Source organism: Desulfovibrio psychrotolerans (assembly GCF_013340305.1).
Lineage (GTDB): Bacteria > Desulfobacterota > Desulfovibrionia > Desulfovibrionales > Desulfovibrionaceae > Halodesulfovibrio > Halodesulfovibrio psychrotolerans.
In genome coordinates this window covers 785,115-806,634 of the sequence record NZ_BLVP01000008.1, presented here as the reverse complement: position 1 = coordinate 806,634, position 21,520 = coordinate 785,115, and the positions used below count along the sequence as shown (strand labels likewise).

The 21,520-nt window shown below is 59.4% G+C and carries 14 protein-coding genes; 4 read left to right on the top strand and 10 right to left on the bottom strand.

Annotation, left to right across the window (positions count from 1 at the left end; translation table 11 throughout):
- Nucleotides 1–202: 202 nt before the first annotated feature.
- The 3 genes from HUV26_RS11225 to mqnE are packed head-to-tail and all read right to left on the bottom strand — an operon-like array spanning nt 203 to nt 3,380.
- Nucleotides 203–1,081: a menaquinone biosynthetic enzyme MqnA/MqnD family protein gene (locus HUV26_RS11225; RefSeq protein ID WP_174410177.1), complete on the bottom strand. Its 879-nt coding sequence runs from the start codon at nt 1,079–1,081 to the stop codon at nt 203–205.
- Nucleotides 1,078–2,199, bottom strand: coding sequence for a cyclic dehypoxanthinyl futalosine synthase (mqnC, locus tag HUV26_RS11220; RefSeq protein ID WP_373869061.1), 1,122 nt, complete (start codon nt 2,197–2,199; stop codon nt 1,078–1,080). The genes HUV26_RS11225 and mqnC overlap by 4 nt, the downstream gene beginning before the upstream one ends.
- A gap of 5 nt (nt 2,200–2,204) precedes the next feature.
- Nucleotides 2,205–3,380 (bottom strand): aminofutalosine synthase MqnE, encoded by a 1,176-nt coding sequence (gene mqnE / locus HUV26_RS11215; protein ID WP_174410175.1) that lies wholly within the window; start codon nt 3,378–3,380, stop codon nt 2,205–2,207.
- Between the two features lie 160 nt (nt 3,381–3,540).
- Between mqnE and HUV26_RS11210 the strand changes: the two genes are divergently transcribed.
- Both HUV26_RS11210 and HUV26_RS11205 read left to right on the top strand, forming a co-directional pair.
- On the top strand, nt 3,541–4,377 hold the full coding sequence (locus HUV26_RS11210; protein WP_174410174.1) for a 1,4-dihydroxy-6-naphtoate synthase: 837 nt from the start codon (nt 3,541–3,543) through the stop codon (nt 4,375–4,377).
- Nucleotides 4,378–4,591: 214 nt separating this feature from the next.
- Nucleotides 4,592–5,890: an HD domain-containing phosphohydrolase gene (locus HUV26_RS11205; RefSeq protein WP_243451353.1), complete on the top strand. Its 1,299-nt coding sequence runs from the start codon at nt 4,592–4,594 to the stop codon at nt 5,888–5,890.
- Here the strand turns inward: HUV26_RS11205 and HUV26_RS11200 are convergent.
- Complete coding sequence (locus HUV26_RS11200) at nt 5,859–6,113, bottom strand: hypothetical protein (protein WP_174410173.1); 255 nt, start codon at nt 6,111–6,113, stop codon at nt 5,859–5,861. The genes HUV26_RS11205 and HUV26_RS11200 overlap by 32 nt on opposite strands.
- 55 nt (nt 6,114–6,168) lie before the next feature.
- Nucleotides 6,169–8,505, bottom strand: coding sequence for an SLC13 family permease (locus HUV26_RS11195; protein WP_174410172.1), 2,337 nt, complete (start codon nt 8,503–8,505; stop codon nt 6,169–6,171).
- A 500-nt stretch (nt 8,506–9,005) separates the two neighbouring features.
- Between HUV26_RS11195 and HUV26_RS11190 the strand changes: the two genes are divergently transcribed.
- Nucleotides 9,006–11,531 (top strand): diguanylate cyclase, encoded by a 2,526-nt coding sequence (locus tag HUV26_RS11190; protein WP_174410171.1) that lies wholly within the window; start codon nt 9,006–9,008, stop codon nt 11,529–11,531.
- A gap of 57 nt (nt 11,532–11,588) precedes the next feature.
- Here HUV26_RS11190 and HUV26_RS11185 read toward each other — a convergent pair whose 3' ends face one another.
- On the bottom strand, nt 11,589–14,828 hold the full coding sequence (locus HUV26_RS11185; protein WP_174410170.1) for a PAS domain S-box protein: 3,240 nt from the start codon (nt 14,826–14,828) through the stop codon (nt 11,589–11,591).
- Nucleotides 14,829–15,207: 379 nt separating this feature from the next.
- Between HUV26_RS11185 and HUV26_RS11180 the strand changes: the two genes are divergently transcribed.
- Nucleotides 15,208–16,077, top strand: a complete 870-nt coding sequence (locus HUV26_RS11180; protein WP_174410169.1) for a formyltransferase family protein — start codon at nt 15,208–15,210, stop codon at nt 16,075–16,077.
- Here HUV26_RS11180 and HUV26_RS11175 read toward each other — a convergent pair.
- The 4 genes from HUV26_RS11175 to HUV26_RS11160 form a co-directional block, all read right to left on the bottom strand.
- A complete protein-coding gene (locus HUV26_RS11175) occupies nt 16,058–18,772 on the bottom strand; it encodes an MFS transporter (RefSeq protein ID WP_174410168.1) in 2,715 nt (904 codons plus the stop codon). The genes HUV26_RS11180 and HUV26_RS11175 overlap by 20 nt on opposite strands.
- Before the next feature lie 8 nt (nt 18,773–18,780).
- A complete protein-coding gene (locus HUV26_RS11170) occupies nt 18,781–19,878 on the bottom strand; it encodes an ABC transporter substrate binding protein (RefSeq protein ID WP_174410167.1) in 1,098 nt (365 codons plus the stop codon).
- Nucleotides 19,879–19,917: 39 nt separating this feature from the next.
- A complete protein-coding gene (locus HUV26_RS11165; protein ID WP_174410166.1) occupies nt 19,918–20,199 on the bottom strand; it encodes a hypothetical protein in 282 nt (93 codons plus the stop codon).
- 114 nt (nt 20,200–20,313) lie between these two features.
- A complete protein-coding gene (locus HUV26_RS11160; protein WP_174410165.1) occupies nt 20,314–21,519 on the bottom strand; it encodes a prohibitin family protein in 1,206 nt (401 codons plus the stop codon).
- Nucleotide 21,520: the final 1 nt, after the last annotated feature.

The following is a 21,520-nucleotide window of genomic DNA, read 5'->3' as shown; positions in this document are numbered from 1 at the left end:
GACACGCCGCTTCAGCATGATGACAAAGAATTTTTTGAGTTTTTTCGCCTCCGGCGGGCAGGGACCAAGCGGCCCCTGCACCCCGCATTAGCGAGGCAAATCCGTTTCTTGACTTCAGACCCGGCTTTACGGAAATCCGTTTTTTCAAAAAGACACGGTTTGCCAGCTATCTGAATCGACGTGATGGCACGCCGCTTGTCTGTTAATCGTCATCCCGTTCCGTCAGGCATTCGGGCGGCACCATGGCGGCATGGTCGTAAAACACCAGGTCCGGCACAGCGGGTATTTCTCCCGCTCCGGCCAGACGCTGCATGAACAACACAAGCCCTTCCTGTTCCTTTCGGCGCAGGTTGTAGACAAGCCCGCGGAAGTAGGTGCGCATGTCTTCTTTGCTCAGGTAGCCCGTATCTGCCGCCATGGAGACCATCTGCTCCATATTGGCGGTTCCCCAATCCTTGGCGCGGACAAACAGGGTGGCGGGGTCGCGCGTGAAGCATCCCTCTGCCACCGCCTTGCGGGAAATGACCCATACCCCGAAGATGAAGGGCAGGCCTGTCCATTCCCGCCACGCTTCGCCAAGGTCCAGCCGGTAGGGAAAACGCCCGTCCGAACGCAATTGCAGTGCCTCGTCCCCTATGCACAGGGCGGCGGTGGGCAGGTCGCCCGCCTGCAACCGCTCCGTCACCGAGCCTGTCTCGTACCGGACATCCACCTTCAGGTAGTCACGGAAGAGCATACGCAGCAGCGCGGCGGAGGTGTGCGACTGCGCCGTGGAGAGGATGGTTTCTCCCTCCAGCTCCCATATGGGCTTGCGGCTGATGAGCAGCACACTCATGACCGGGCCGCAGCTGCCTATGGCGATATCCGGCAGCAGGTAATACTGATCGGCATTGCGGGCGTATTCTATGGATGAGGCCGAAGACGCGTGCAGCTCGCCACGCGCCATCATATCGTTCAGCTCGGCGGGGGTGCCGTAGACAATCTCGAAATCACGACCCATTACCCCGCTTTCCATGGGGTAATAGATGGGCAGCACGTTCAGATACCGAATGCGCCCTATGCGCAGTTGCCGCTGACTCACGCCTGCACCTCTGGCTGCGGGTCTACGAGTTCATAGGTCATAGTGCGCTGCCGGGGTTCGAATCCTGCGGCGCGGATGATCTTGTGGATTTCTTGCCGCGAAAGCCGGAAAGAGACTCCGGCTGCCGCCACCACGTTTTCTTCTATCATCAGCGAGCCGAAGTCGTTGGCACCGTAGAACAGGGCAAGCTGCGCAATATGCGGCCCCATGGTGACCCACGAGGCCTGAATGTTATCCACATTATCCAGCACGATGCGCGACATGGCCAGAACACGCAGATAGCCGGGGCTTGGTTCCGGCAATACGCGGATGTTGGTGTTGGCAGGCTGGAAGGTCCACGGGATGAAGGCGGTGAACCCGCCCGTGCGGTCCTGCACCTCGCGCACGGCAAACAGGTGCTCCAGCCGGTGCAGGTGGGTTTCCTCATGCCCGAACATCATGGTGGCGGTGGTGCGCAGGTCCTGATAGTGCGCCTCTTCCATTACATCCAGCCAACGTGAGGCGCTGCACTTGTTGGGTGAAACCTTGGCCCGCACCTCGTCCACAAGGATCTCTGCCCCGCCGCCGGGGATGGAATCGAGCCCTGCCGCGCGCAGCCGGGCAATGACCTCTTTGACCATGAGGCCTTCCAGCTCCGCAAAGAACACGATCTCCGGCGGGGAAAAGGCGTGCACATGAATAGAGGGGTAGGTTTCCTTTATCCAGCGGATCATATCCTCGTACCATTCTAGCCGCAGGTCCGGGTGGTGCCCACCCTGCATGAGAATCTGGGTGCCGCCCAGCGCGATGGTTTCTTCTATCTTGCGCGCAAGCTCCTCGCGGGTGATGACGTAGCCGCCCTGCTCCGCCGATTTTTCCGGCGGGCAGTAGAAGGCGCAGAAACGGCATGCGCAGACACAGATGTTGGAATAGTTTATGTTCCTGTCCGCAACGTAGGTGACGATGCTGCCGGGATGCCTGCGCATGCGGATGCTATGCGCCAGTGAAGCCAGCGTGAACAGGCTTGCCTGCTCATACAGCACGCGGGCTTCGCCAAAATCGATACGCTGCTGCCGCAGCACCTTTTCCGCCACGGCGGACACGGCGGGATGCTCGGTAAACGGACTGCCGGAAAGCATGGACATTATGCGGCACCTCCCTTGCGGTCTGCCCCGCAGTTGACGGCTGCGGGGTCGGCACCCGTGAGATTGACGTTCACGGGATTGTAGAACGCATCGCGGCGGACAGGGGTAAACCCGGAACGGGTGATCATTTCATGCAGCCCCGGAATGGTCATGGACTGCTCCGACTGCGCACCGGCATCGTGACCGATCTTTTCTTCCACGATGGTGCCGTCCAGATCGTCCGCGCCGAAATACAGCGCCGCCTGCGCCATCTTCATACCCAGCATGACCCAGTAGGCCTTTATGTGCGGAATGTTGTCCAGCATGAGGCGGCACAGGGCAATGGTCTTAAGCCTGTCCAGTCCCGTGTGCTCGCCGAGGCGTTCTACCGGAAGCTTGAGCAGGCTGTTTTCGGTAAGGAACGGCAGGGGAATGCAGCAGGTGAAGCCGCCGGAGATATCCTGCTGCCGCCGGAGCCTGTCCAGATGGTCCAGCCTGTCTTCCACGGATTCTATATGGCCGAAAAGCATGGTGCAGTTTGTCTGCAACCCGAGGGAGTGCGCCTCTCCGTGCACCCGCAGCCACTCCTGCGCATCGGATTTGCGGGGGCATATGCGCTCGCGTACCTGCGGGGCGAAGATTTCCGCACCGCCGCCGGGCATCATACGCAGTCCCGCTTCTTTCAGGCGGGTGAGCACCTCCAGAGTGGTGCAGCCTTCCAGCTTTGCGAAATGCGCAATTTCCACGGCGGTGAAGGCTTTGACCGTTATGGCGGGAAATGCCCCCTTCACACGCCGGATGACACCTTCAAAAAAAGAAAGCGGCAAGGCGGGATGGCAGCCGCCCACAATGTGCATTTCATTGAAGGGCATGCCGCCGTGGTCGGATATTTTCTGCACAATCTCATCCGCGCTGAGGGCAAAGGCCCCTGCCTGTTCCGCACGCTCCTTCTGGAAGGCGCAGAAAAGGCAGCCGTTCACGCAGATGTTTGTGTAATTGACGTGCCTGTTCAGAACGTAATAGGCTTTGTCCCCGGTCAGGCGGGTTCGCACATGGTGCGCCAGTGCGCCCACGGCGTTCACGTCCGGACAGGCGAACAGCCGCGCCCCATCTTCCAGCGTGAGCCGTTCGCCCGCCAGAACCTTGTCGTATATGCCTGCCAATCCCAGCCGGGAATAGTGGTCGGCTGTAAGCATGGTTTATCCTCCGCTGTTTGACGGCACCGCCCGGCTGAAACCCGCGAAAGATGCGGGTGGGGGCTGCGCCGTCCGGCTGGTGAGTATCGGCTCAGTGCCCCGTCATGTCAACCTTTAGGCACGCCGTCCGCCTTTTCCGGCGGCATGCAGGACACATACGATGCAACGCTTTGAACTGGGCATATCCCCCTGCCCCAACGATACATTCATTTTTTACGCCCTTGCCAACGGGCGCGTGGACCTGCCCTTTCCCGTGAGCATGTTCATGGCGGACGTGGAACAGCTGAACGCACGGGCACGCCGGGGCGATATTGCAGCCACCAAGCTTTCTGTTGCCGCCATGGTGGACGCGATGGACGAATACATCCTTCTGCGGGCAGGCGGCGCGCTGGGGTTCGGCTGCGGACCGCTGCTGGTGGCGCGGGAAAACCGCTGCGTTTCTTCCATTGTCAACGAGCGCATTGCCATTCCCGGCAGCATGACCACCGCCAACCTGCTGCTCTCGCTGCATGGCGTGCACAAGGGAGAGCGGGTGGAGATGGTGTTTGACGAGATTATGCCCGCCGTGGCGCGGGGCGATGTGGCGGCGGGGCTGGTCATCCACGAGGGACGATTCACCTACGGGCGGTACGGGCTGGAACAGCTTTTCGATCTGGGGCGCTGGTGGGAAGACACAACCGGCCTGCCCATTCCGCTGGGGGCCATTGCCGTGCGCAGAGACGCAGGAGAGGAGGCAGCCTTTGCGCTGGAACATGCCATCCGCCGCAGTCTGGCCTTTGTGCGGCAGCACCCTGAGGAAGCACGGGGATATATAAAAAGCCATGCGCAGGAAATGGACGACGCGGTTATTGACCGCCACATAGCCACCTTTGTGAACGACTTCAGCATGGAGCTGGGCGAGGCGGGGCAGCAGGCCATACGCATTCTGCTGGAAAAGGCGTTTCACACCGCCGGAAGGCCCATGCCGCGCAGGCCGCTTTTTGTGGGAGAAGCGTAGAGGAATACAAACGATATCACGCCTTTTTTCCTTCCGTCCTGTTGCCATGGGAGCGGCATATGGGCTACCGTGTACTCTCGTGTAATGCAGTGCCGCGTCCGGGCTAGCATGGACGGAAAGCCGCGCCGTAAGCCGCCATGAACAGGCAGAAAGGGATATAGATGCGGCACAGGCACGCAAGCCCGCTCGGTTTTTAACTCCGGAGGCTGACTCCATGTCAGACAAGAACAACGACATCCGCAATAACACATTCCCTGTATCGTCCGGGGCTGGATGTACCGGGCTGGATTCTGCCGGGCGGCACGCGCCTTCCGATGCGGAAGCCATGATATGCAGCTTTTTGCGGGTCAGCGACGAGTTGAACCAGCTGAAGGACGTGGACACGATTCTGGACCGCACCCTCACAGAGGTGCGCGCCCTTGCCAACGCGGATGCAGGCTCCATTTTTCTGGTGGAGGATGGCAGGCTGCGCTTCAGCTATGTGCACAACGACACCCTATTTGCCAAAGACGCCACCAACGCGGCGGTCTATTCCAACTTTGCCGTTCCCATTACGGAAGCCTCCATTGTAGGCTATTCCGCCCTTTCCGGCGAAACGCTCATTATTGATGATGCCTATACGCTGGACCCTTCGCTTCCGTTCAAGTTCAACCCCTCCTACGACAAGGCAACGGGCTACAAGACCACATCCATACTCACCATTCCGCTGAAGATAGCGCAGGGTAAACTTGTGGGCGTGATGCAGATAATTAATGCCAAGGACACCGCAGGACGTTCCGTGCCCTTTGACCGCACCGCGCAGACATATATTCCCCTTTTCGCCAACAACACCGCCATTGCCATAGAACGAGGCATAATGACCCGCGAACTCATCCTGCGCATGATGAAAATGGCGGAACTGCGTGACCCTACGGAGACAGGCGCACATGTTCAGCGTGTGGGAGCCTACTGCGCGGAAATTTACCACCGCTACGCCCTGAACAAGGGGGTTCCGGTGAAGGAACTGAAGCGCACCAAAGACCTGTTGCGCCTTGCCGCCATGCTGCATGATGTGGGCAAGGTAGGCATATCGGACTCCATTCTTAAAAAACCCGGCAAGCTCACCGGGGAGGAGTTTGATATCATAAAGCTGCACACCGTATACGGTGCCCGCCTGTTCGAAAACTCCACCTCGGATCTGGACGCCATGTGCCGCGACATAGCCCTGAACCATCACGAAAAATGGAGTGGTGGCGGCTACCCCGGATTTGTGGACGCCCTGTTCGAGGGTGATCCGCATCTTGGCACCGCCTCCAAAAACGGGGAAGAAATCCCCCTCGCCGCCCGCATATGCGCACTGGCGGACGTGTATGACGCGCTGGCTTCCCCCCGCTCATACAAAGAGCCATTCCCGGAAGATAAGGTGCTGGACATTATCAAAAAGGACACCGGCACGCATTTTGACCCGGAAGTGACGGAAGCGTTCCTGCAGATACACGACGTCATCCTTGCCATACGCAGCAAGTATCAGTAGCCCGCGCACAGTAGGCCACCCGCCACAGAGTAAGCAGAACCGAGAAGGTTATGCCCTTGCCTGCCTTGCTGTTCACCGGCAGGTGTCCGCCCATATTCCCTGCAATGCCTAAAGAAATGGTCAGCCCCGGACCGGATCCCTCGCCCGCGCTCTTTGTGGTGAGGACGGGCTTGAACATCTTGTCCATAACATGCTGACGGATACGGCTGAATGGGTGAACCATACCGCCGCCTGCCCCGGAAAGATGTACTCAGCATGTCAGCCGGCAGGGGCCATGCTTACGCAGGCCAAAACAGAGGGAGCAGAAACACGCACACCAGCATGGTGATGATGGTTATGGGCACGCCTATCTTCACGTAATCCATAAAGCGGTAGCCCCCCGGCCCCATGACCAGCAGATGGGCCGGATGCGACAGGGGGCTGGCAAAGCTTGCAGACGCCGCCATGGCCACCGTCATCATAAGCAGGTGGGGCGAAATGTTCAGGTTGGCCGACGTGCTGAGCGCAACAGGCGACATGAGCACCACCAGAGCGGCGGTGGGAATGACCTGCGTGCCCAGCACGGTGACCAGAAAAAGCGCTGCCACAACCCACCGCGGCCCCATATCACCCACAAGGACGATGAGCGCCTCTGCCCCCATCTGCGCCGCGCCCGTGCGCTCAAAAGCCACCCCGAGCGGAAGCAGTGTGGCGATGAGGAAAATGACCTTCCACTCCACGGAGCGGTACGCCTCTTCCATGCTCAGGCACCCCACCAGCACCATGAGGGCGGCTCCGGTGAGCGCAGCAATGGAAATGGGCACCAGCCCCAGAATGGCGCTGAGGATGACCCCCAGCATTATGACCGCCGCCACGGGAGCCTTTTCCAGCAGGGGAGCCTGCGCGGCGGACTGGTCCAGCACAAGGAAGTCTCTGTCGCGCGCAACAGCGGCAAGGTTTTTACGCGGGCCGTATACAAGCATTCCGTCTCCGAACTGCAACGGCTGTTCCTGCAAACCGGTTCTGCGGGCACGTCCGCCGCTCCATATGGCCAGCACGTTCAATCCGTAATGCTCACGGAAGCGCAGGTCGGCCAGCGTTTTACCGCTCAAGTTGGTGCGGGGCGAAAGCAGCACCTCGGTAGCGCACACCTGCTGCGATTCCAGTTCGGCCACGATGCCGGGAGGCGTTTCGGAGAAAACAAGTTCCTGCAACCCCTGCAACACCGCAAGGTCACGGTCCAGTCCGTGCAGGAGAAGGATATCCTCTGCCTGCACCACCTCATCGGGAGCGGGCATCATGCGCGCCTCTCCGCTGCGTTCAATGCCCACCACGGTAAGGGCAAATGCATTGCCAAGGCGGGTTTCCGCCAGGGTACGACCCACCAGCACGGAGCCTTCCGGCACGCGCACGGACATGAACGAGGCATCGGGGCACACCTTTTCCGGGGCGCATTCCACAATCTCCAACCCACCCAGCATGCCCAGTTGCTCCAACTTTTCCAGCGACTCCCTCTCGCCCATGAGAAACAGGACATCTCCCTGCTCCATGGGATGATGCAGCAGATCGCCCTGCTCTTTCCTGTCTCCCGCATGCAGTGACAAGACGTGCACACGCTGTTCACGGCGCAGGGAGCTCTGCGCAAGCGAGACGCCCAGCAGCGGAGATTTTTCCGTAACCACACCGCGCGCCGTGCAAAACTTTTTCAGCACATGCACAGTCGCCCCGTTGCCGTTTTCCGTGCGCAGATGCTGGCTGCCGTACAGACGCCGGTAGTGTTCCACCGAGCCATGCACGATAAGGGTGTCGCCGCCCCGTACGGCATCGGAAGGGCCGGGGGCAAGACGCATTTCGCCTTCTCTCCGCAGGGCCAGCACTGTAAGGTTGAGGGCGGAGCCAAGGCGCGTCTCACCCAGCGTTCGCCCGGCAAGGGGTGAATCCGGACGGATGGAAAGGGAAAAAATGTGCGTATCCAACTGGTAGGACGATTCCACGGCATTGGCTTTGCGGTTCTTGGCAAGCGCGTCCCGGCTGGGCAGCAGACGTGAACCGCCCAGCACCACAAAGGCGATGCCGCACAGGACTATGACACCGGTTATGGGCGTAAAGTCGAATATCCCAAAGGGGGCGAACCCGGCACTCTTCAGTGCATCAATGATCATCATGTTGGGCGGGGTGGAAATTCCTGTAAACGGCCCGCCCAAAAGGCAGCCCAACGCCATGGGCAGCAGAAGGCGGGAAGGAGACCTGCCGCTGCGGCGGGCAAGATCCATAACCGTAGGCAGCAGAATGATGGCAACAGTGGTGGTATTTATGAGCGCGGAAAGAATGCTCGCCGTAGCCATGAGCACGGTCACCAGCAGCCATTCCGGGCTTTGGGCAAAACGTTGCAGGGGCTGCCCCAGCCGGTAGGCTATGCCCGTGCGGGAAAGCCCGGCAGAGATAATAAACAGGGCCAGCACCGTTATAACCGCAGAACTGCTGAACCCCGCCAGAGCCTCGTTGGTGGTGACAAGCCCGGTGAGAGCAAGGGCGGAGAGCACGAGCAGCCCCACAAGGTCTACGGCTATCCAGCCGCCGATGAACAGCACAAGGGCTGCCACGATGATGGCAATAAGAATAATCAGCGAAAGCACGGTACGCTATCTCCATATTCTCCGTTCGCAAGTACGGCAAACAGCGGATGCCGCGACCGGAGGGTAGACGTTGGTGACAAGGGAAGTTGCCGCAAACGGGTAATGCTCTGCGACGGACAGACATGCCTCGGGGCAGGCTTGGATGCCGTGCGTAGTCCCGGACAAGAATGTAATCTACCCGCTGCCCGCATCTTCCGCAAGCCTTGCGGGAGAATATCCGCTATGCGCACGAAACGGATATTCCGGCGGACATGCTGCTCCCCCGCACGGACACGATCAATAACCTTACAGCTAGACGGTTGAACGCCGAATGATATACAATGCAAAGGGATGGAGTATAAGGAATCCAATGAGCTGCAGCAGAACGAGTAACACGTTCCCTGTTGCCGGACTCCCGCCTGCCCTGTTCTTTCCATGGTAAGACACAGCCCGAAAGGGTGTTTTTCCTCCATAAAGGATTCATACGATTCAGGCAGATCCGCTTTAACCCGCAGCCCGGCATGGCCATGAAAAAACACTATCTTCGCCCCCTCCTCCTTATCGCAATCCTGTGCGCGGGGCTGGACGGATTATTGTATTACCAGATGCTCAACCAGCACCTGAATAACCAGAGAGTGGATGCTTCTCTGAGGCTGGCCACCCTGCGGGCCCGCCTCGAAAAGGAAATTACCGCAAACCTGCTGCTGGTGCAGGGCATGGCGAACTTTATCTCTGTAACTCCCGGGCTTACTCCGCAGATATTTACGCAATACGCGCGGGAAACGCTGCAGGATTCCCCCGTTATCCGCAATCTGGGGGCGGCTCCCGATTATGTAATGCGCTATGTCTACCCGCTGGAAGGCAACGAGGCAGTTCTTGGCGTGAGCTACCGCGACCTACCGGAGCAGTGGGAAACGGCCAGCCGTACGGAGCGTACAGGGGAACTGATCGTGGACGGCCCCTTGCAACTGGTGCAGGGCGGCACCGGCATAATCGGACGGGCTCCGGTTTTTGTGTACCAGAAAGGGCAGAGACATTTCTGGGGAGTTGTCTCTTCCGTCATTGACGCGGACCGCCTGTACGATATGGCGGGCATGCGTGATACCACCCTGAAACTGGCTCTACGCGCAGTGGATGAATACGGGCAGGAAGGACCGGTCTTCTGGGGACAGCAGGATCTGTTCGACCCCAAAATGAATGCCGTCCGCATGCCGGTTACGTTTCCTTCCGGAAACTGGGTGCTGGCAGGCACGCCGGAACATGGCTGGTCGCACACCCCGCCCCTTGCCTTTATGATACACGGTCTGGTGCTGCTGCTCTTTCTTGTGTCCGGTTTTGCAGCATACAGGGCCGCCCGCAGAAACCACCTTATCGAGCAGACACGCGAAAGCCTGAACCACGCGCAGGCTCTGTCCCATCTAGGCAGCTGGGACGCTGACATGCGCACCGGCGACCTGTGGTGGTCGGATGAAACGTTCCGGATATTCGGCACAGACAGGGAAGAGCACACCCCATCACTCAGAGGCTTTCTGGGCATGGTCCATCCCGACGACCGGGAACTGGTGGAAAACCAGTTTGCGGAAAGTCTGCGTTCGTGCGGCAGCTATTCCGTGGACCACCGTATAATCCTTGCCGACGGTACGGTACGCCACGTGCAGGAACGCGGAATAACCGAATGCGACGCCACCGGTACCCCCATACGCTCCACGGGAACCATTCAGGACATAACCGACCGCAAACTCATAGAAGATGCGCTGAAGGCCAATGAGGCACAGATGCGGGCCATGGCGGAGGCATCGCACGATGCCCTGATCATGATCGACTCCGATGATCACATCATGTTCTGGAGTCCCGCTGCAGAAAGAATGTTCGGCTGGACCCGCAAAGAGGCATTGGGCAGAAGCCTGCATCTGCTTGTCACGCAGGAAAGCGACAGGGAAAAGGCGTGGAAGGGGCTTAAGCACTTTGCCGCCACCGGCCAGGGGCCTGTAGTCGGCTCGGTGATGGAGTTCATGGCCGTTAAAAAAGACGGGGAGCTCTTCCCCGTGGAACGTTCCGTTGCGGCTTTCAGGCTGGGCAATTCCTATTATGCTGTGGGCAGCCTGCGCGACATAACCCAGCGCAAGAAGGCGGAACAGGAACTGCATGCCTTTTCAGACAGGCTGGAACTTGCATCACGCGCGGGTGGCATAGGCGTATGGGAATGGAACCTGAAAGACGACTCCCTGATATGGGATGAGCAGATGCTTGCCATTTACAAAATTCGTGGCGGAGAATTCTCCGGCCTGTACGAAGCGTGGAAAGGCCGTGTGCACCCGGCGGACATAACAGCCGCCCACAATGCCATACAGGAGGCGGGCAGAAGTGCCAGCCCGTGGGAGTGGGAGTTCCGCATCATCTGGCCGGATGGTTCCGTACGCCATGTGCGGGCAGCCGCACTGACCCGCCGAGACGCGCAAGGCCAGCCGGAACACATGATAGGCGTGAACTGGGATGTTACTGAATCGCGCATGCTACAGGAACAACTGCACAATCTGGCAACCACGGACGCGCTGACGGGCCTTGCCAACCGCCGGTGGTTCATGGAGCAGACAGAGCGGGAACTGGAGCGTTGCAGCCGGTATGACTCGCCCTTCTCGCTCATCATGTTTGATGCGGATAAATTTAAATCTGTTAACGACACCTACGGACACGATGCAGGGGATATTGTGCTTAAAGCCATTGCCGAAGCAGCCCGGTCGGTGCTGCGCGAGGTGGATATCCTTGGACGTTTGGGGGGCGAGGAGTTCGCCGTCGGGCTTCCGGAAACAGATATTGAGGGCGGCCGGCTGGTGGCGGAACGCATACGCCTTGCCATGCAGGACAGCGGCGTGGAGTTGGAAGACGGCACCACCGTGCGATTTACGGTAAGTCTGGGGGTTGCCGAATATTCTGAAGCCTGCTCCAGTCTGGAAACACTGCTCAAGCAGTCGGATATGGCACTTTACCGGGCCAAGCAAAACGGACGAAACAGGGTGGAGTGCTCGCTTGTGCCTCCGGTGCAGTAGCCTGCCGCCCTTCAGCAGGGCTTAGCCCCAACCGTTCACAAGATATGCGCCACCGCCTTAACGCATGGAGCGGCGTAGAATACGGAGCAGCGTGCCCACATCGAAAGGTTTGGCCAGATACTCGTCCACGCCTGCTTCCAGCAGGCGTTCACGGTCACCTGACATGGCATGCGCGGTAAGCGCGATGATGGGCACGTTCTTTCTGTCCTTTCCGGCGGTCCCTTCGCGTATGGCCCGCGTGGCCTGCACGCCGTCCATTACAGGCATCTGCACGTCCATAAGCACCACATCAAACTCCTCTGCCGCCAGCGCACGCACGGCTTGCTGCCCATCCTCCACGGCAGTAACAGCGTGCCCGTGCTTTTCCATGAGCTTAATAACGAGCGAGCGGTTCACCCGTTCATCCTCTGCCAGCAGAATACGCAACGGCCGCTCAGGCAATGCGCTTTCGGCAGATTCCAGTTCCTCCGGCACCAGGACGGCGTCATCGCTCCGCCCCAGCGTGACACAGAAGTGCACGGTGGTTCCCACCCCTTCTTCACTGGCTATGGAGATACTCCCTCCCATGAGGGCCACCAGACGCTTGCAGATGGAAAGCCCCAGCCCCGCGCCCTGATGCTGGCGGGCCATGCTTCCATCCACCTGCGTAAAGGGATGAAACAACTCGTTCTGTTTATCGTCCGGAATACCCACTCCCGTATCCGCAATGGCAAAAAGCACCCTGTACTCATGGGGCTTTATGGCCTGCAGGGGATATGCTTCCACAGTTACGGACCCGCCCTTTGTAAACTTGAGGGCGTTACCCACCAGATTGCTTATCACCTGCTGCAGCCGGACCACATCTCCCATGAGTCTGGGCGGAAAATCCTCTGAAATCCTGAATTCCAGAAGGTTGCCGGACTGGCTGGCACTGGGGCGGAACAGCAGTTCCATGGAATGCAGCGTCTCCCTCAGGTCGAACGGCTCCATGTAGAGTTCCATCTTGCCTGCCTCAATGCGCGACAAGTCCAGAATATCGCTGAGCAGGCGGGTAAGACGCCGGGATGATTCAAGTGCCGCACGGGCATAATCCCTCTGCTCCTCGTCAAGGTGGGTTGCCTCCATAAGTTGCAGCATACCCATAATGCCATTGAGCGGGGTGCGCAGTTCATGGCTCATGTTGGCCAGAAATTCAGACTTGCTGCGGCTTGCCGCCTCTGCCTGCTCCTTGGCTGCAAGCAGTGCCGTGTGCATCTTGCGGAAGTCGGAGAGGTCCACATCCACGCAGAACAGTTCCATATCGCCGCCCGGTCTGCGCTGGATGGCGTGCGAAGAATACACGGGCACCTCGGACCCATCTTTATGCTGCAGCACCAATTCCGCAGCCGGAATGGGCACCCCGTTGCGCACCCAGTTTTCTACCGCCTCCTTCACACCATCCCTCATAGGTTCCGGTATGATCAACTCCAACAGAGACCGCCCCATGGCCTCTTCATCGGTATAGCCGTAAAGCCGTTCGCTGGCCCTGTTCCAGTATATCACCCGCAGGTTGCTGTCGTAGCCCTGCACAGCCACCTCCACATCTTCAATAATCAGGCGGAAGCGTTCCTCGCTCTGCCGGATGGCCTCTTCCGCCCGCTTCTGTTCTGTTATATCCCGGAATTCCACCACGCGGACCTGCCGCCCTTTATAGGGTATCTGCCGCGCTTCAAGGCGAATGTGGTAGACCTCGCCGTTCTTACGCACTCCAAGTGATTCATAGGGTTTTTCATAGCCGGCTCGAATCCTCTCCATCACGTCGCCCCGACAGGACTCTTCAATAAGCAGCAAGCCGTCCATGCCCACCAGTTCATCCACCGTATACCCGGTAATATCCGCAAGCCCCTGATTACAGTCGAGAATAAGTCCATGATCATGGATAGTTATGCCCCCGAACGAGGCATTGTGCAGCGTGCGGAAACGGGCCTCGCTCTCCCGCAACATCTCTTCGCCCCGCTTGCGTTCGGTGATATCCAGCGCCGTAAAGGTTACCCCCACCGAATAGTCTGCAAGATTCATGGGGGTGGAACTGAGCAGCACATCCATGATGCCACCGTCCTTGCGCCGCCAATGCGTTTCCACCGTTCCCGTTCCGCGTTCCCGTATCTGCCGGTACTTTTCATCCCCCACGTAACGGTAGCTTTCGTCATCGGGATAGAGCATCCGGGCGTTGCTGCCTACCAAGTCCTCCTGCGAGTATCCTGTCATCTCGCACAGCCGGTCATTGACCCGAACAAAAACCCGGTCCACAACCACGCCTATGCCTACGGGAGCGGCCCGGAATATGCTGTTCAGGGCTGCCTCGCGGGCGCGCAGCGATTCCTCTGCCTGCCTGCGTTCGGTAATGTCTTCCAGCGTGGCGATGACCTCTGTGGGCGAACCCCCCGGGCGCACGGGATTGAAAATGACGCGAAGAATCAGGTGCCTGCCACCCGTAACGGAGGTGTAGGCATCCTCAAACGTGGACGGCTGACCGTTCAGGGCACGTTGCAGGGCGGCACTCATGGCAGGCGAGCTTTGCCGCACGGTATTGAAGCCTATGACCTTGTCGCGGGATGAACCCATAAGCTCCACGAACTTATCGTTGCAATCCACCACGGTGCCCGAGGAATCGAACAGAATCATACCCAGCGGGCTGTTCTCAAAAATGATTCTGTGGCGCAGTTCGCTGGCACAAAGCGAATCTTCCATGGCATCGCTGGTGAGACGGCGCGACATAAGGCTGCCGAGCAGGGCTGTGGCAACGGGATAGATCAACAGGACAGGCAGCCAGATACCGGAGAACACACGCAAGGCGATGTCGCCGGGAAGAGTCAGCGTGAGCATGAGCATGACGATATGGATGGCCAGGCCGAAGATATACAGCTGCGGCCATGAAAGTCCTTCCAGCCGCCGGGTGCGGTATCTCCACAGCAGGCCGATGATACCGGAAGTAAGTATGACGCTGACACCCATGACTGCCCCAGCCCCGCCCTGATACAGACGCAGTGCTGCCGTCATGCCCATGGTCACAAGGACAGGAATAGTACCGAAGAACAGCCCGGTTATACCTATCAGCACCGAACGGGTATCGAACATAACGCCAGGTGTGAAGGTCCACGGCGTAAGCATGACCACCATGCCGATAACACCGAGCAGGAAGCCCGTGAACAGCTTGGCGGGCAGGTGTCCCACCCCCCTGCGCCAACGCGAGGCAAAAAGATCAAAGAACAGGGCCGCCGCCAGAAGAAGCGCCACATTCTGCACCAACCCGACAAGTATCCCGGAATACTGCTCCATATGTCTCCCGCAGAATGGTAGTGCCCCGCCCTGTTCTGAGCAGCACCATGCAACTCTTTACGCTATCACACCAGCTATGCAACAGGCAGTGCCCTGCCGGGCGTGTCCCGCATGCGCCTGTTCTGCACAACACTATACCATGTAACGCTATATTGCCCAATCCCCACCATGCAGGGCATTATAGATTCGCAGCGCCGTGTGCCGCGCAGCACGCTCACCCGAAAAGCGGCATCGGCCTGACATGAACCAAGCCTGCCCCGCATAGATAACGCCTTAGACATGCAATGACCATCTTGTGCTCCCGCCGCAGCCCGTGCTATCTTCCCTCCCCGACGCGGCGTTCCCCTTTCAGGCTTCAACGACTCCCCATGGCGGCCCTTTGAAAATCGTCATCTGCACCAAACGTGATCTTGCGGGAAATCTGGCTCTGAACAGGCTTGTGAGCGCGCTTGCTCCCCGCCACAATGTCCATGTGGTTCTCTCCGACTATGTGCTCAAGGCGGAGCGGGCAAACCTGCTGGCAGCATGCCTGCTCAATCATGAACGGGATATGCCCCTGAAACTGTTTTACCCCTATCTGGATGACAGGTTCCCGGAAGGCAGTACTGCAGAATACCAAACATTTTCCGGAATTTCCAAAAAATTCGGCATTCCGGTCGAACTATGGGGCCGGGCCAGCAGGCCCGAAGCGGCCGCCGCCATGCGCGCCCTTGCCCCGGATGTCATACTCTCCTGCCGGTACGACTTCATCTTCAGAGAAGACATCATCTCCATTCCCCGCCTTGGCATATATGGCATGCACCCCGGTGTATTGCCTCAGATTCAGGGATTATGCGGCCCTTTTCGCGCCATGCAGATGCGTCATGCCCGCTCAGGCTGCACGGTCTTCCACATTGACCCCGGCATAGACAGTGGCGACGTGGTGGACGTGGGCTGGGCAGATATACGGTATGACCGTTCGCTGCTCTGGAATTTTGTGCAGACATATTTTGCAGGCATAGAAGCGTTTTTGCGCCACCTGCCCGTGCTGGAACGGGAAGAACGGCTGCCCGGCACATCGCAGGACAAGACACAGGAGCAGTATTTCAGCTACCCCACAGAAGAAGAATTCAGGCAGTTTGCTGAAAACGGCGGCAGGCTCATAGACATGGACGACTACCGCCAACTGCTCTCACTCTACCTGCCACAGGGGCTGGACGACCCCTGTCTGCCGGAGATGGAAGACCTGCTCAATCCTTCCGGCTGCTGATGCGCCATACCACCATGAACAGTATGGCGAGCAGGCACACGCCCGCCCCCACGGCCAGCAGGGTATGTGCGGCCCCCATGCGCACCAGCGCAACGCCGAAAAGAATAGGCCCCAGCACCTGCCCCATCCGTTCCAGCGTCCGGTAAAAACTGGCCGCCTTTTCCCGCCCCAGCCGACGCGCGGACCCCAGCGAGGTAACGCAAAGAATGGTTGCGGGAGCTGCAAGGCACTGGGCCACTCCGATGAGCAGGACGGATAACACAATGATGGCGATGCCTTGAGGTGTCATCATCCCCTGCACCGCTCCGGCACCTTCTGCCTCATGCCCTGCGGGCATGACATCAAGAAACGCCAGAGAAAGAGCGGCGGCAAGCAGGGAAACCCCGGAAAACACCCCCGTGAGCATGGCAAAGGCCCCCTTGTCCCGGGCCCTGTCCAGCAGCCTGCCCAGCATGGGCCCCACCGTGATGAAGCACAGCCCGTAAACCATGAAGATACGGCCGATGTCCGACTGGCTCACGTGCGCACCGTTCAGCACGAGCGGCAGCAGGTAGTAGAGGAATCCCGTCAGACACACAGAAGCGGGAATGCCCACCATGGCGAGCAGGAACAGCATGCGCGGGTCGAGCAGAAAGGCGAGCGCGGCTCCGGCCGCTCCCGGCGCAGGGGTGACATGTGGTACCGCAGGGACGGAAAGGTCATCCTGCCCGGCGTTATCGGCCTTCTCTGCCTTAGCAGTCTTACCCACGGGGCAGTTTTCCGGAACAGAACCGGAAGCCCAGCCACCGCCTACATACAACGCCAGAATGGACACGGGAACCAGCACGGCGGCCACCAGAAACACCGTTTCAAACCCCAGCCGCTCCGCCAGCATGGCCCCGGCAGCGGAACCACAGATGCTGCCGGAAAAAATTCCCGCGAAAACGCCCGCTAAGCCCGCACCGGCCTTTTCATCTCCCAGCGTTCCCAGCTGCACGGCCATGAGCACCAACCCGAAGCCGAAGCCGGAAGCACCGCGCGCCACGATAAGGGCCGGCAACGAGGTGGCGGCCCACCCCATTATCAGCCCTGCGGAGGCGGCCACGGCTCCCAGCGCAAACGCCATGCGCCAGCCGAAACGCTCGGAGAGGATGCCAGCCAGCAGCAGAGCCACACCGGCGCAAATCATCTCTGCGGATATGGGCAGCCCGGCCTGTACCTGTTCGGAAAAACCCCACAGCGGGGCCTTGAAATTACGCGCCAGCAACGGAATGAACGAGATTCCCATGTCGTAACCGAGAAAAAACAAAAAACCGGCGGCCCGCAGAGCCTGCGATGTGCAAACGGTTACTCCCGCTGTCCGGCCGATTGTCCGCCCCTTCGCCCGGCCAGTCACCTTTCGTGTCGTCTGCCCCGCATCCCCTTCTGCGGCAAGCATGGATCTGGTAAAACGCACAGACACCATGCTCAGCAGCCGCGCAAGCTCCATGAGAAACAGCAGGCTGATGACGAAGGAGGTGACGAGGTCCACGCTCAGGCTGCGCACCCCGGCCGCCACATGGGCATTGTCCACATGCAGGCGTATGCGCATGGCCTCTTCGCGCTGCCGGAAACGGCTTGGCCAGTAACCATCCACAGAACGCTCCACAATATGGCCCCCCTGCGTGATGTCTCCGGCAGAGGCAAGCATTGTCCCGTCCGGCAGCACCATCTCGGCACCTGCCACTTCGGCGTGCGCCTCCACAATGCGGGCAAGCAGGGCCTCTCCCCCGCGGATGGAGCGCACATCCACCCCCTTGTGGATAATGTACTCAAAGTCGCGCTTGATGAACCGGGCCGCCATGTCCACCTTTTCACGCACGGCATGTTCCATGAACGAGTCGAACAGCGTGACCATAGCGAGGGAATACGCAAGCTGCGTGCCGCCGATGAGGACAAGCAGCAGCAGGGACAGGGATTTCTGGAGCCGGGCCCGGGCTTCGGGCGTGGCGGTGAGCAGCCATATCCACCCCGCCAGCGTCACACACACAGCCGCGCACGCCACCACCAGCAGCAAGGCGGCCCAACGGGAAAATCCATCGGTGACGGAATCCACATGCGACCTGTCTATATCCAGCGCCAACCCGCCCGCGATACCCTGATATTGCAGCGGAATGACAATGCGGTAGACATCTGCCTTTGCAAGAAAGTCTTCCCCGTTATCTACCGCCGCCCCCTTCCGGGCTGCTTCAAGCATTGCGCGATCAAACGTCCGTGTACCGTCACCGGGAGAGCCATCATCCTTTGCGGCATACCCGCTGCCGGAGTCTGCGGGGGGCATGCTGTCCCTGCCGCCCTCAATTGTCGCGACGGAATACAGCGGTGTCCCGGAGACATCCAGCACCTGAACGGAGCGGATATTGCCTGCGCCGTCACGCAGGTCATCCAGCATCTCCACCATGCCCGCGTACTGTGCAAGGGGTTTGCCGAATCGCAGTCCGCGTTCAATACTCAGCGCCACATGCTCGCCTGCAGCGCGATAGCCCGAAAGCAGCGAGGCCGTTGCCAGCCTGTCCAGCGTGGACACGGAAAGCAGCACATTGAATCCGAGCGTGAGAACCAGCACGCCGAGGCACAGCACCCCGATGCCCATACGCAGCTGGAAAAGTCCTGCGGGATGTTCAGGTCCGGAGCTAGATACGGAGCCCGACACAGCAGCAGAAGTTGGGGTTTCCATCTCCACGGCTACTGCTCCTTTCCTGCGGCAGGCAGTGTTATCCGCTCGTGGATTTCATCGGAAACCACCAGCACGTCCAGAGGGAAGATAAACCCGATGCGTCCGGCGGTTTCCAGATTAATGGCAATGGTCGGCTCCACCCTGTCCAGCATGGGAATGGCGCGGGGGGAGGTGCCATTGAAGACTGCCGCCGCCTGCCGCGCCAGAAAAGTGCCTGACGGACCGAAATTCCATGTGGAAAAGCCCATAAGTGCCCCTGCCCGCACAAAATCTGATCCATCGCGGGCAAAGGTAGGAATGTTCCAGCCGTTCAGCAGTTCCAGCAGCGATGCCACGTTGCTGGTCTGCCAGTCGAAACAGTTCAGCGGGCCAATGAAAAAGGCATCCATGCCCTGCGCCCGCAGGGCATCCAGCCCCGCACGGCATTCCGCTTCTGTTTCCGCAGAGGAAAGCCCGCCATATTCGGCAATGCCGAATCCCAGCTCCGAAGCCACGGCGCGGGCGTCATCCAGAGCGGCATAAACCCGGCCTTCCGGGCTGTCGTTATACAGAATACCCAGAGTACGGAAGCCCACCACGTCGTGGAATACCCTGAACATGGTGGACCAGCGGTCTGCAACGATATGGCAGGTAACATTCTCCGCACCGGAATCTTCCGGCCCCGCCACCACGCCCGCCGCAACGGGGTCTGCCATGCCCATACCCATGATCGGGGTCTGTCCGGTATTGGCCGCCAGCAGGGCCTTCATGGCTGCCGTTCCCATGCCTACAACAAGATCAAGGTCATCCCGTTGCATCAGTGCCGCAGCAGCCTGCGGCAGGCGGGCCATGTTTTCAGGCTCCCATCCGGGGCTGAACCGGGCGTCTGCGGGAAAATCCGCACGGATTCCGCGCTCCTGCAAGGCATCGCGGAAAGCCTGAAAGGTGCGTTCAAACAGCCAGAAATGTCCGGCTTCCAGATAGCCGATGCGCCTGATTTTTTCTCCGCCCGTCCCGGCTTCTGACGCCTTGACGGGGGACGCGGCTGCCAGTGCACCCAGCATGAGGAGGCAGCCCAATAGCCGTAACACAACGCTGGAGAGGGCAATGTTCAGATGAGGCGGCATGCGTACCCCGGATGACAAATGAAAAACGGTATTTCACGCTCAGACATTGCCGCCTGCGGTGCCCGCTCCGGCTTCAGTTTCGGCTCCGGTTCCGGCCCGGGTTCCGGCCCGGGTTCCGTCTGTCGAGCCGGTCCGGGAAGAAGTGGCATGGGCATCGCGCCGATCACGGCACCCCGGTCCAGCCGCAAGCACCAGCAGCAGACCTACCACGGGCGTAAGCAACACGCTGGCAAAGAAATGCCCCCAGAAACCGAACCGGCAGTACCTTCCCAGAAACCCGACAATGATGCTTCCAACAAGGAAAAAGAGTAATACAACCATGATCTCACTCCGTTGCGTTTGGTCCGGCCACGGCATAAACTCGGCGAACACCTGTGCCCGCTCCGCACTGTCACGCCTGATCAGTCTGCGGAAAAGGCCCCCCTGCACAGGCGGCTATCGCCTGCCTTGCCCCTTATTGCCATTCTCGTCACCCTGTGAACCGTACGCACCGGGCGAACCGGACGCACCGGGCGCCTGCCTGTTCGGGTTCAGCAGTGTGGCATCCAGTTTTTTCATAAACTCAAGCAATTCCGGCTCGCGCAGTTGCCACTGCTTCCATCCGCCTTCTTCGCGCATGTTGGGTGCGGAACCGCCTCCTACAACACCTCTTGCGGATGCATTGCCCGCTGCCGAGTCAGCTGCGGTGGAGTTGCTTTCCGATGCCGCCGGGGTTGCCTGTCTGCGCCCGAATTTATCCTGCCGCTCCCTCGCCTCGCGGGTTGCGTTCGTCATATCCGGAATCCGCGGCGTATCCTGCGTATTCAGGATAATGGGCAAACCATCCTTGCCGCTTCCCACGACCACCACCTTGGCGTTCTCTGACGCGGCAAGCTTATGCGTTGCCTTAATGCCTTCATAGCGCAGGTAGTTCTCGGTCATGTTTTCGTTGACCAGCGATTGGTAGAAACGGATACCCTGCCCTTCTATGGCCTTGCGCTTTGCCTCTTCCCGTTCTTCGAGCAGGATATAGTAATAGCGCAGATACTTCTGTTCGGCCACCAGCTTGTCCACAATGGCGTCTCTGAGCACTTCCGGCAGGCTGATTTTCTTCACCACAAACCCATGCACGATGAGGGGCAGGCGGCCCAGTTCTTCCACCGCATCCACGAGCATTTTATCCTGCAGTTCCTGCCGCGCCGTGGAATACAGCGCATCGGGCCTGTAGCTGCCTATGGTCTGGCGTACCGCCGATGTCATGATGGGAAGAATGACCTTGCGCTTATACTCCGGTCCGATCTGCTGATGCAGAACGGGCAGTCTGTCGCGGATGATCTGATAACGCAGCGAAACATGGACCTTGACCGTCAGACCGTCCAGCGTGAGCACTTCCACTTCCTGCGTTTCTTCCTGAATGCGCACGTCATACACATAAAGGATGTCCCACGGAGGAATGAAGTGCACCCCTTCCTCGTACGTCCTGTCCATTCTGGTTCCGCCGAACAGGCGGGAGTAGTACACACCCAGTTCACCCGGCCGGATGCTTATGATGATATCCGGCCAGAAGAAGACAAAAAACAGCACGAAGAGCAGTCCCGTGGATACGAGGAACATCCGGTACCGCCTCAGCAGATTGCGTATCTTGATATACAGCGTTTTCATC

Excerpts from the sequence above, each read along its gene's own strand:
- mqnC (WP_373869061.1), bottom strand. The coding sequence starts at position 2,199 with ATGCTTTCCGGCAGTCCGTTTACCGAGCATCCCGCCGTGTCCGCCGTG.
- mqnE (WP_174410175.1), bottom strand. The coding sequence starts at position 3,380 with ATGCTTACAGCCGACCACTATTCCCGGCTGGGATTGGCAGGCATATAC.
- HUV26_RS11210 (WP_174410174.1), top strand. The coding sequence starts at position 3,541 with ATGCAACGCTTTGAACTGGGCATATCCCCCTGCCCCAACGATACATTC.
- HUV26_RS11205 (WP_243451353.1), top strand. The coding sequence starts at position 4,592 with ATGTCAGACAAGAACAACGACATCCGCAATAACACATTCCCTGTATCG.
- HUV26_RS11200 (WP_174410173.1), bottom strand. The coding sequence starts at position 6,113 with ATGGTTCACCCATTCAGCCGTATCCGTCAGCATGTTATGGACAAGATG.
- HUV26_RS11190 (WP_174410171.1), top strand. The coding sequence starts at position 9,006 with ATGGCCATGAAAAAACACTATCTTCGCCCCCTCCTCCTTATCGCAATC.
- HUV26_RS11185 (WP_174410170.1), bottom strand. The coding sequence starts at position 14,828 with ATGGAGCAGTATTCCGGGATACTTGTCGGGTTGGTGCAGAATGTGGCG.
- HUV26_RS11175 (WP_174410168.1), bottom strand. The coding sequence starts at position 18,772 with ATGGAAACCCCAACTTCTGCTGCTGTGTCGGGCTCCGTATCTAGCTCC.
- HUV26_RS11170 (WP_174410167.1), bottom strand. The coding sequence starts at position 19,878 with ATGCCGCCTCATCTGAACATTGCCCTCTCCAGCGTTGTGTTACGGCTA.
- HUV26_RS11165 (WP_174410166.1), bottom strand. The coding sequence starts at position 20,199 with ATGGTTGTATTACTCTTTTTCCTTGTTGGAAGCATCATTGTCGGGTTT.
- HUV26_RS11160 (WP_174410165.1), bottom strand. The coding sequence starts at position 21,519 with ATGAAAACGCTGTATATCAAGATACGCAATCTGCTGAGGCGGTACCGG.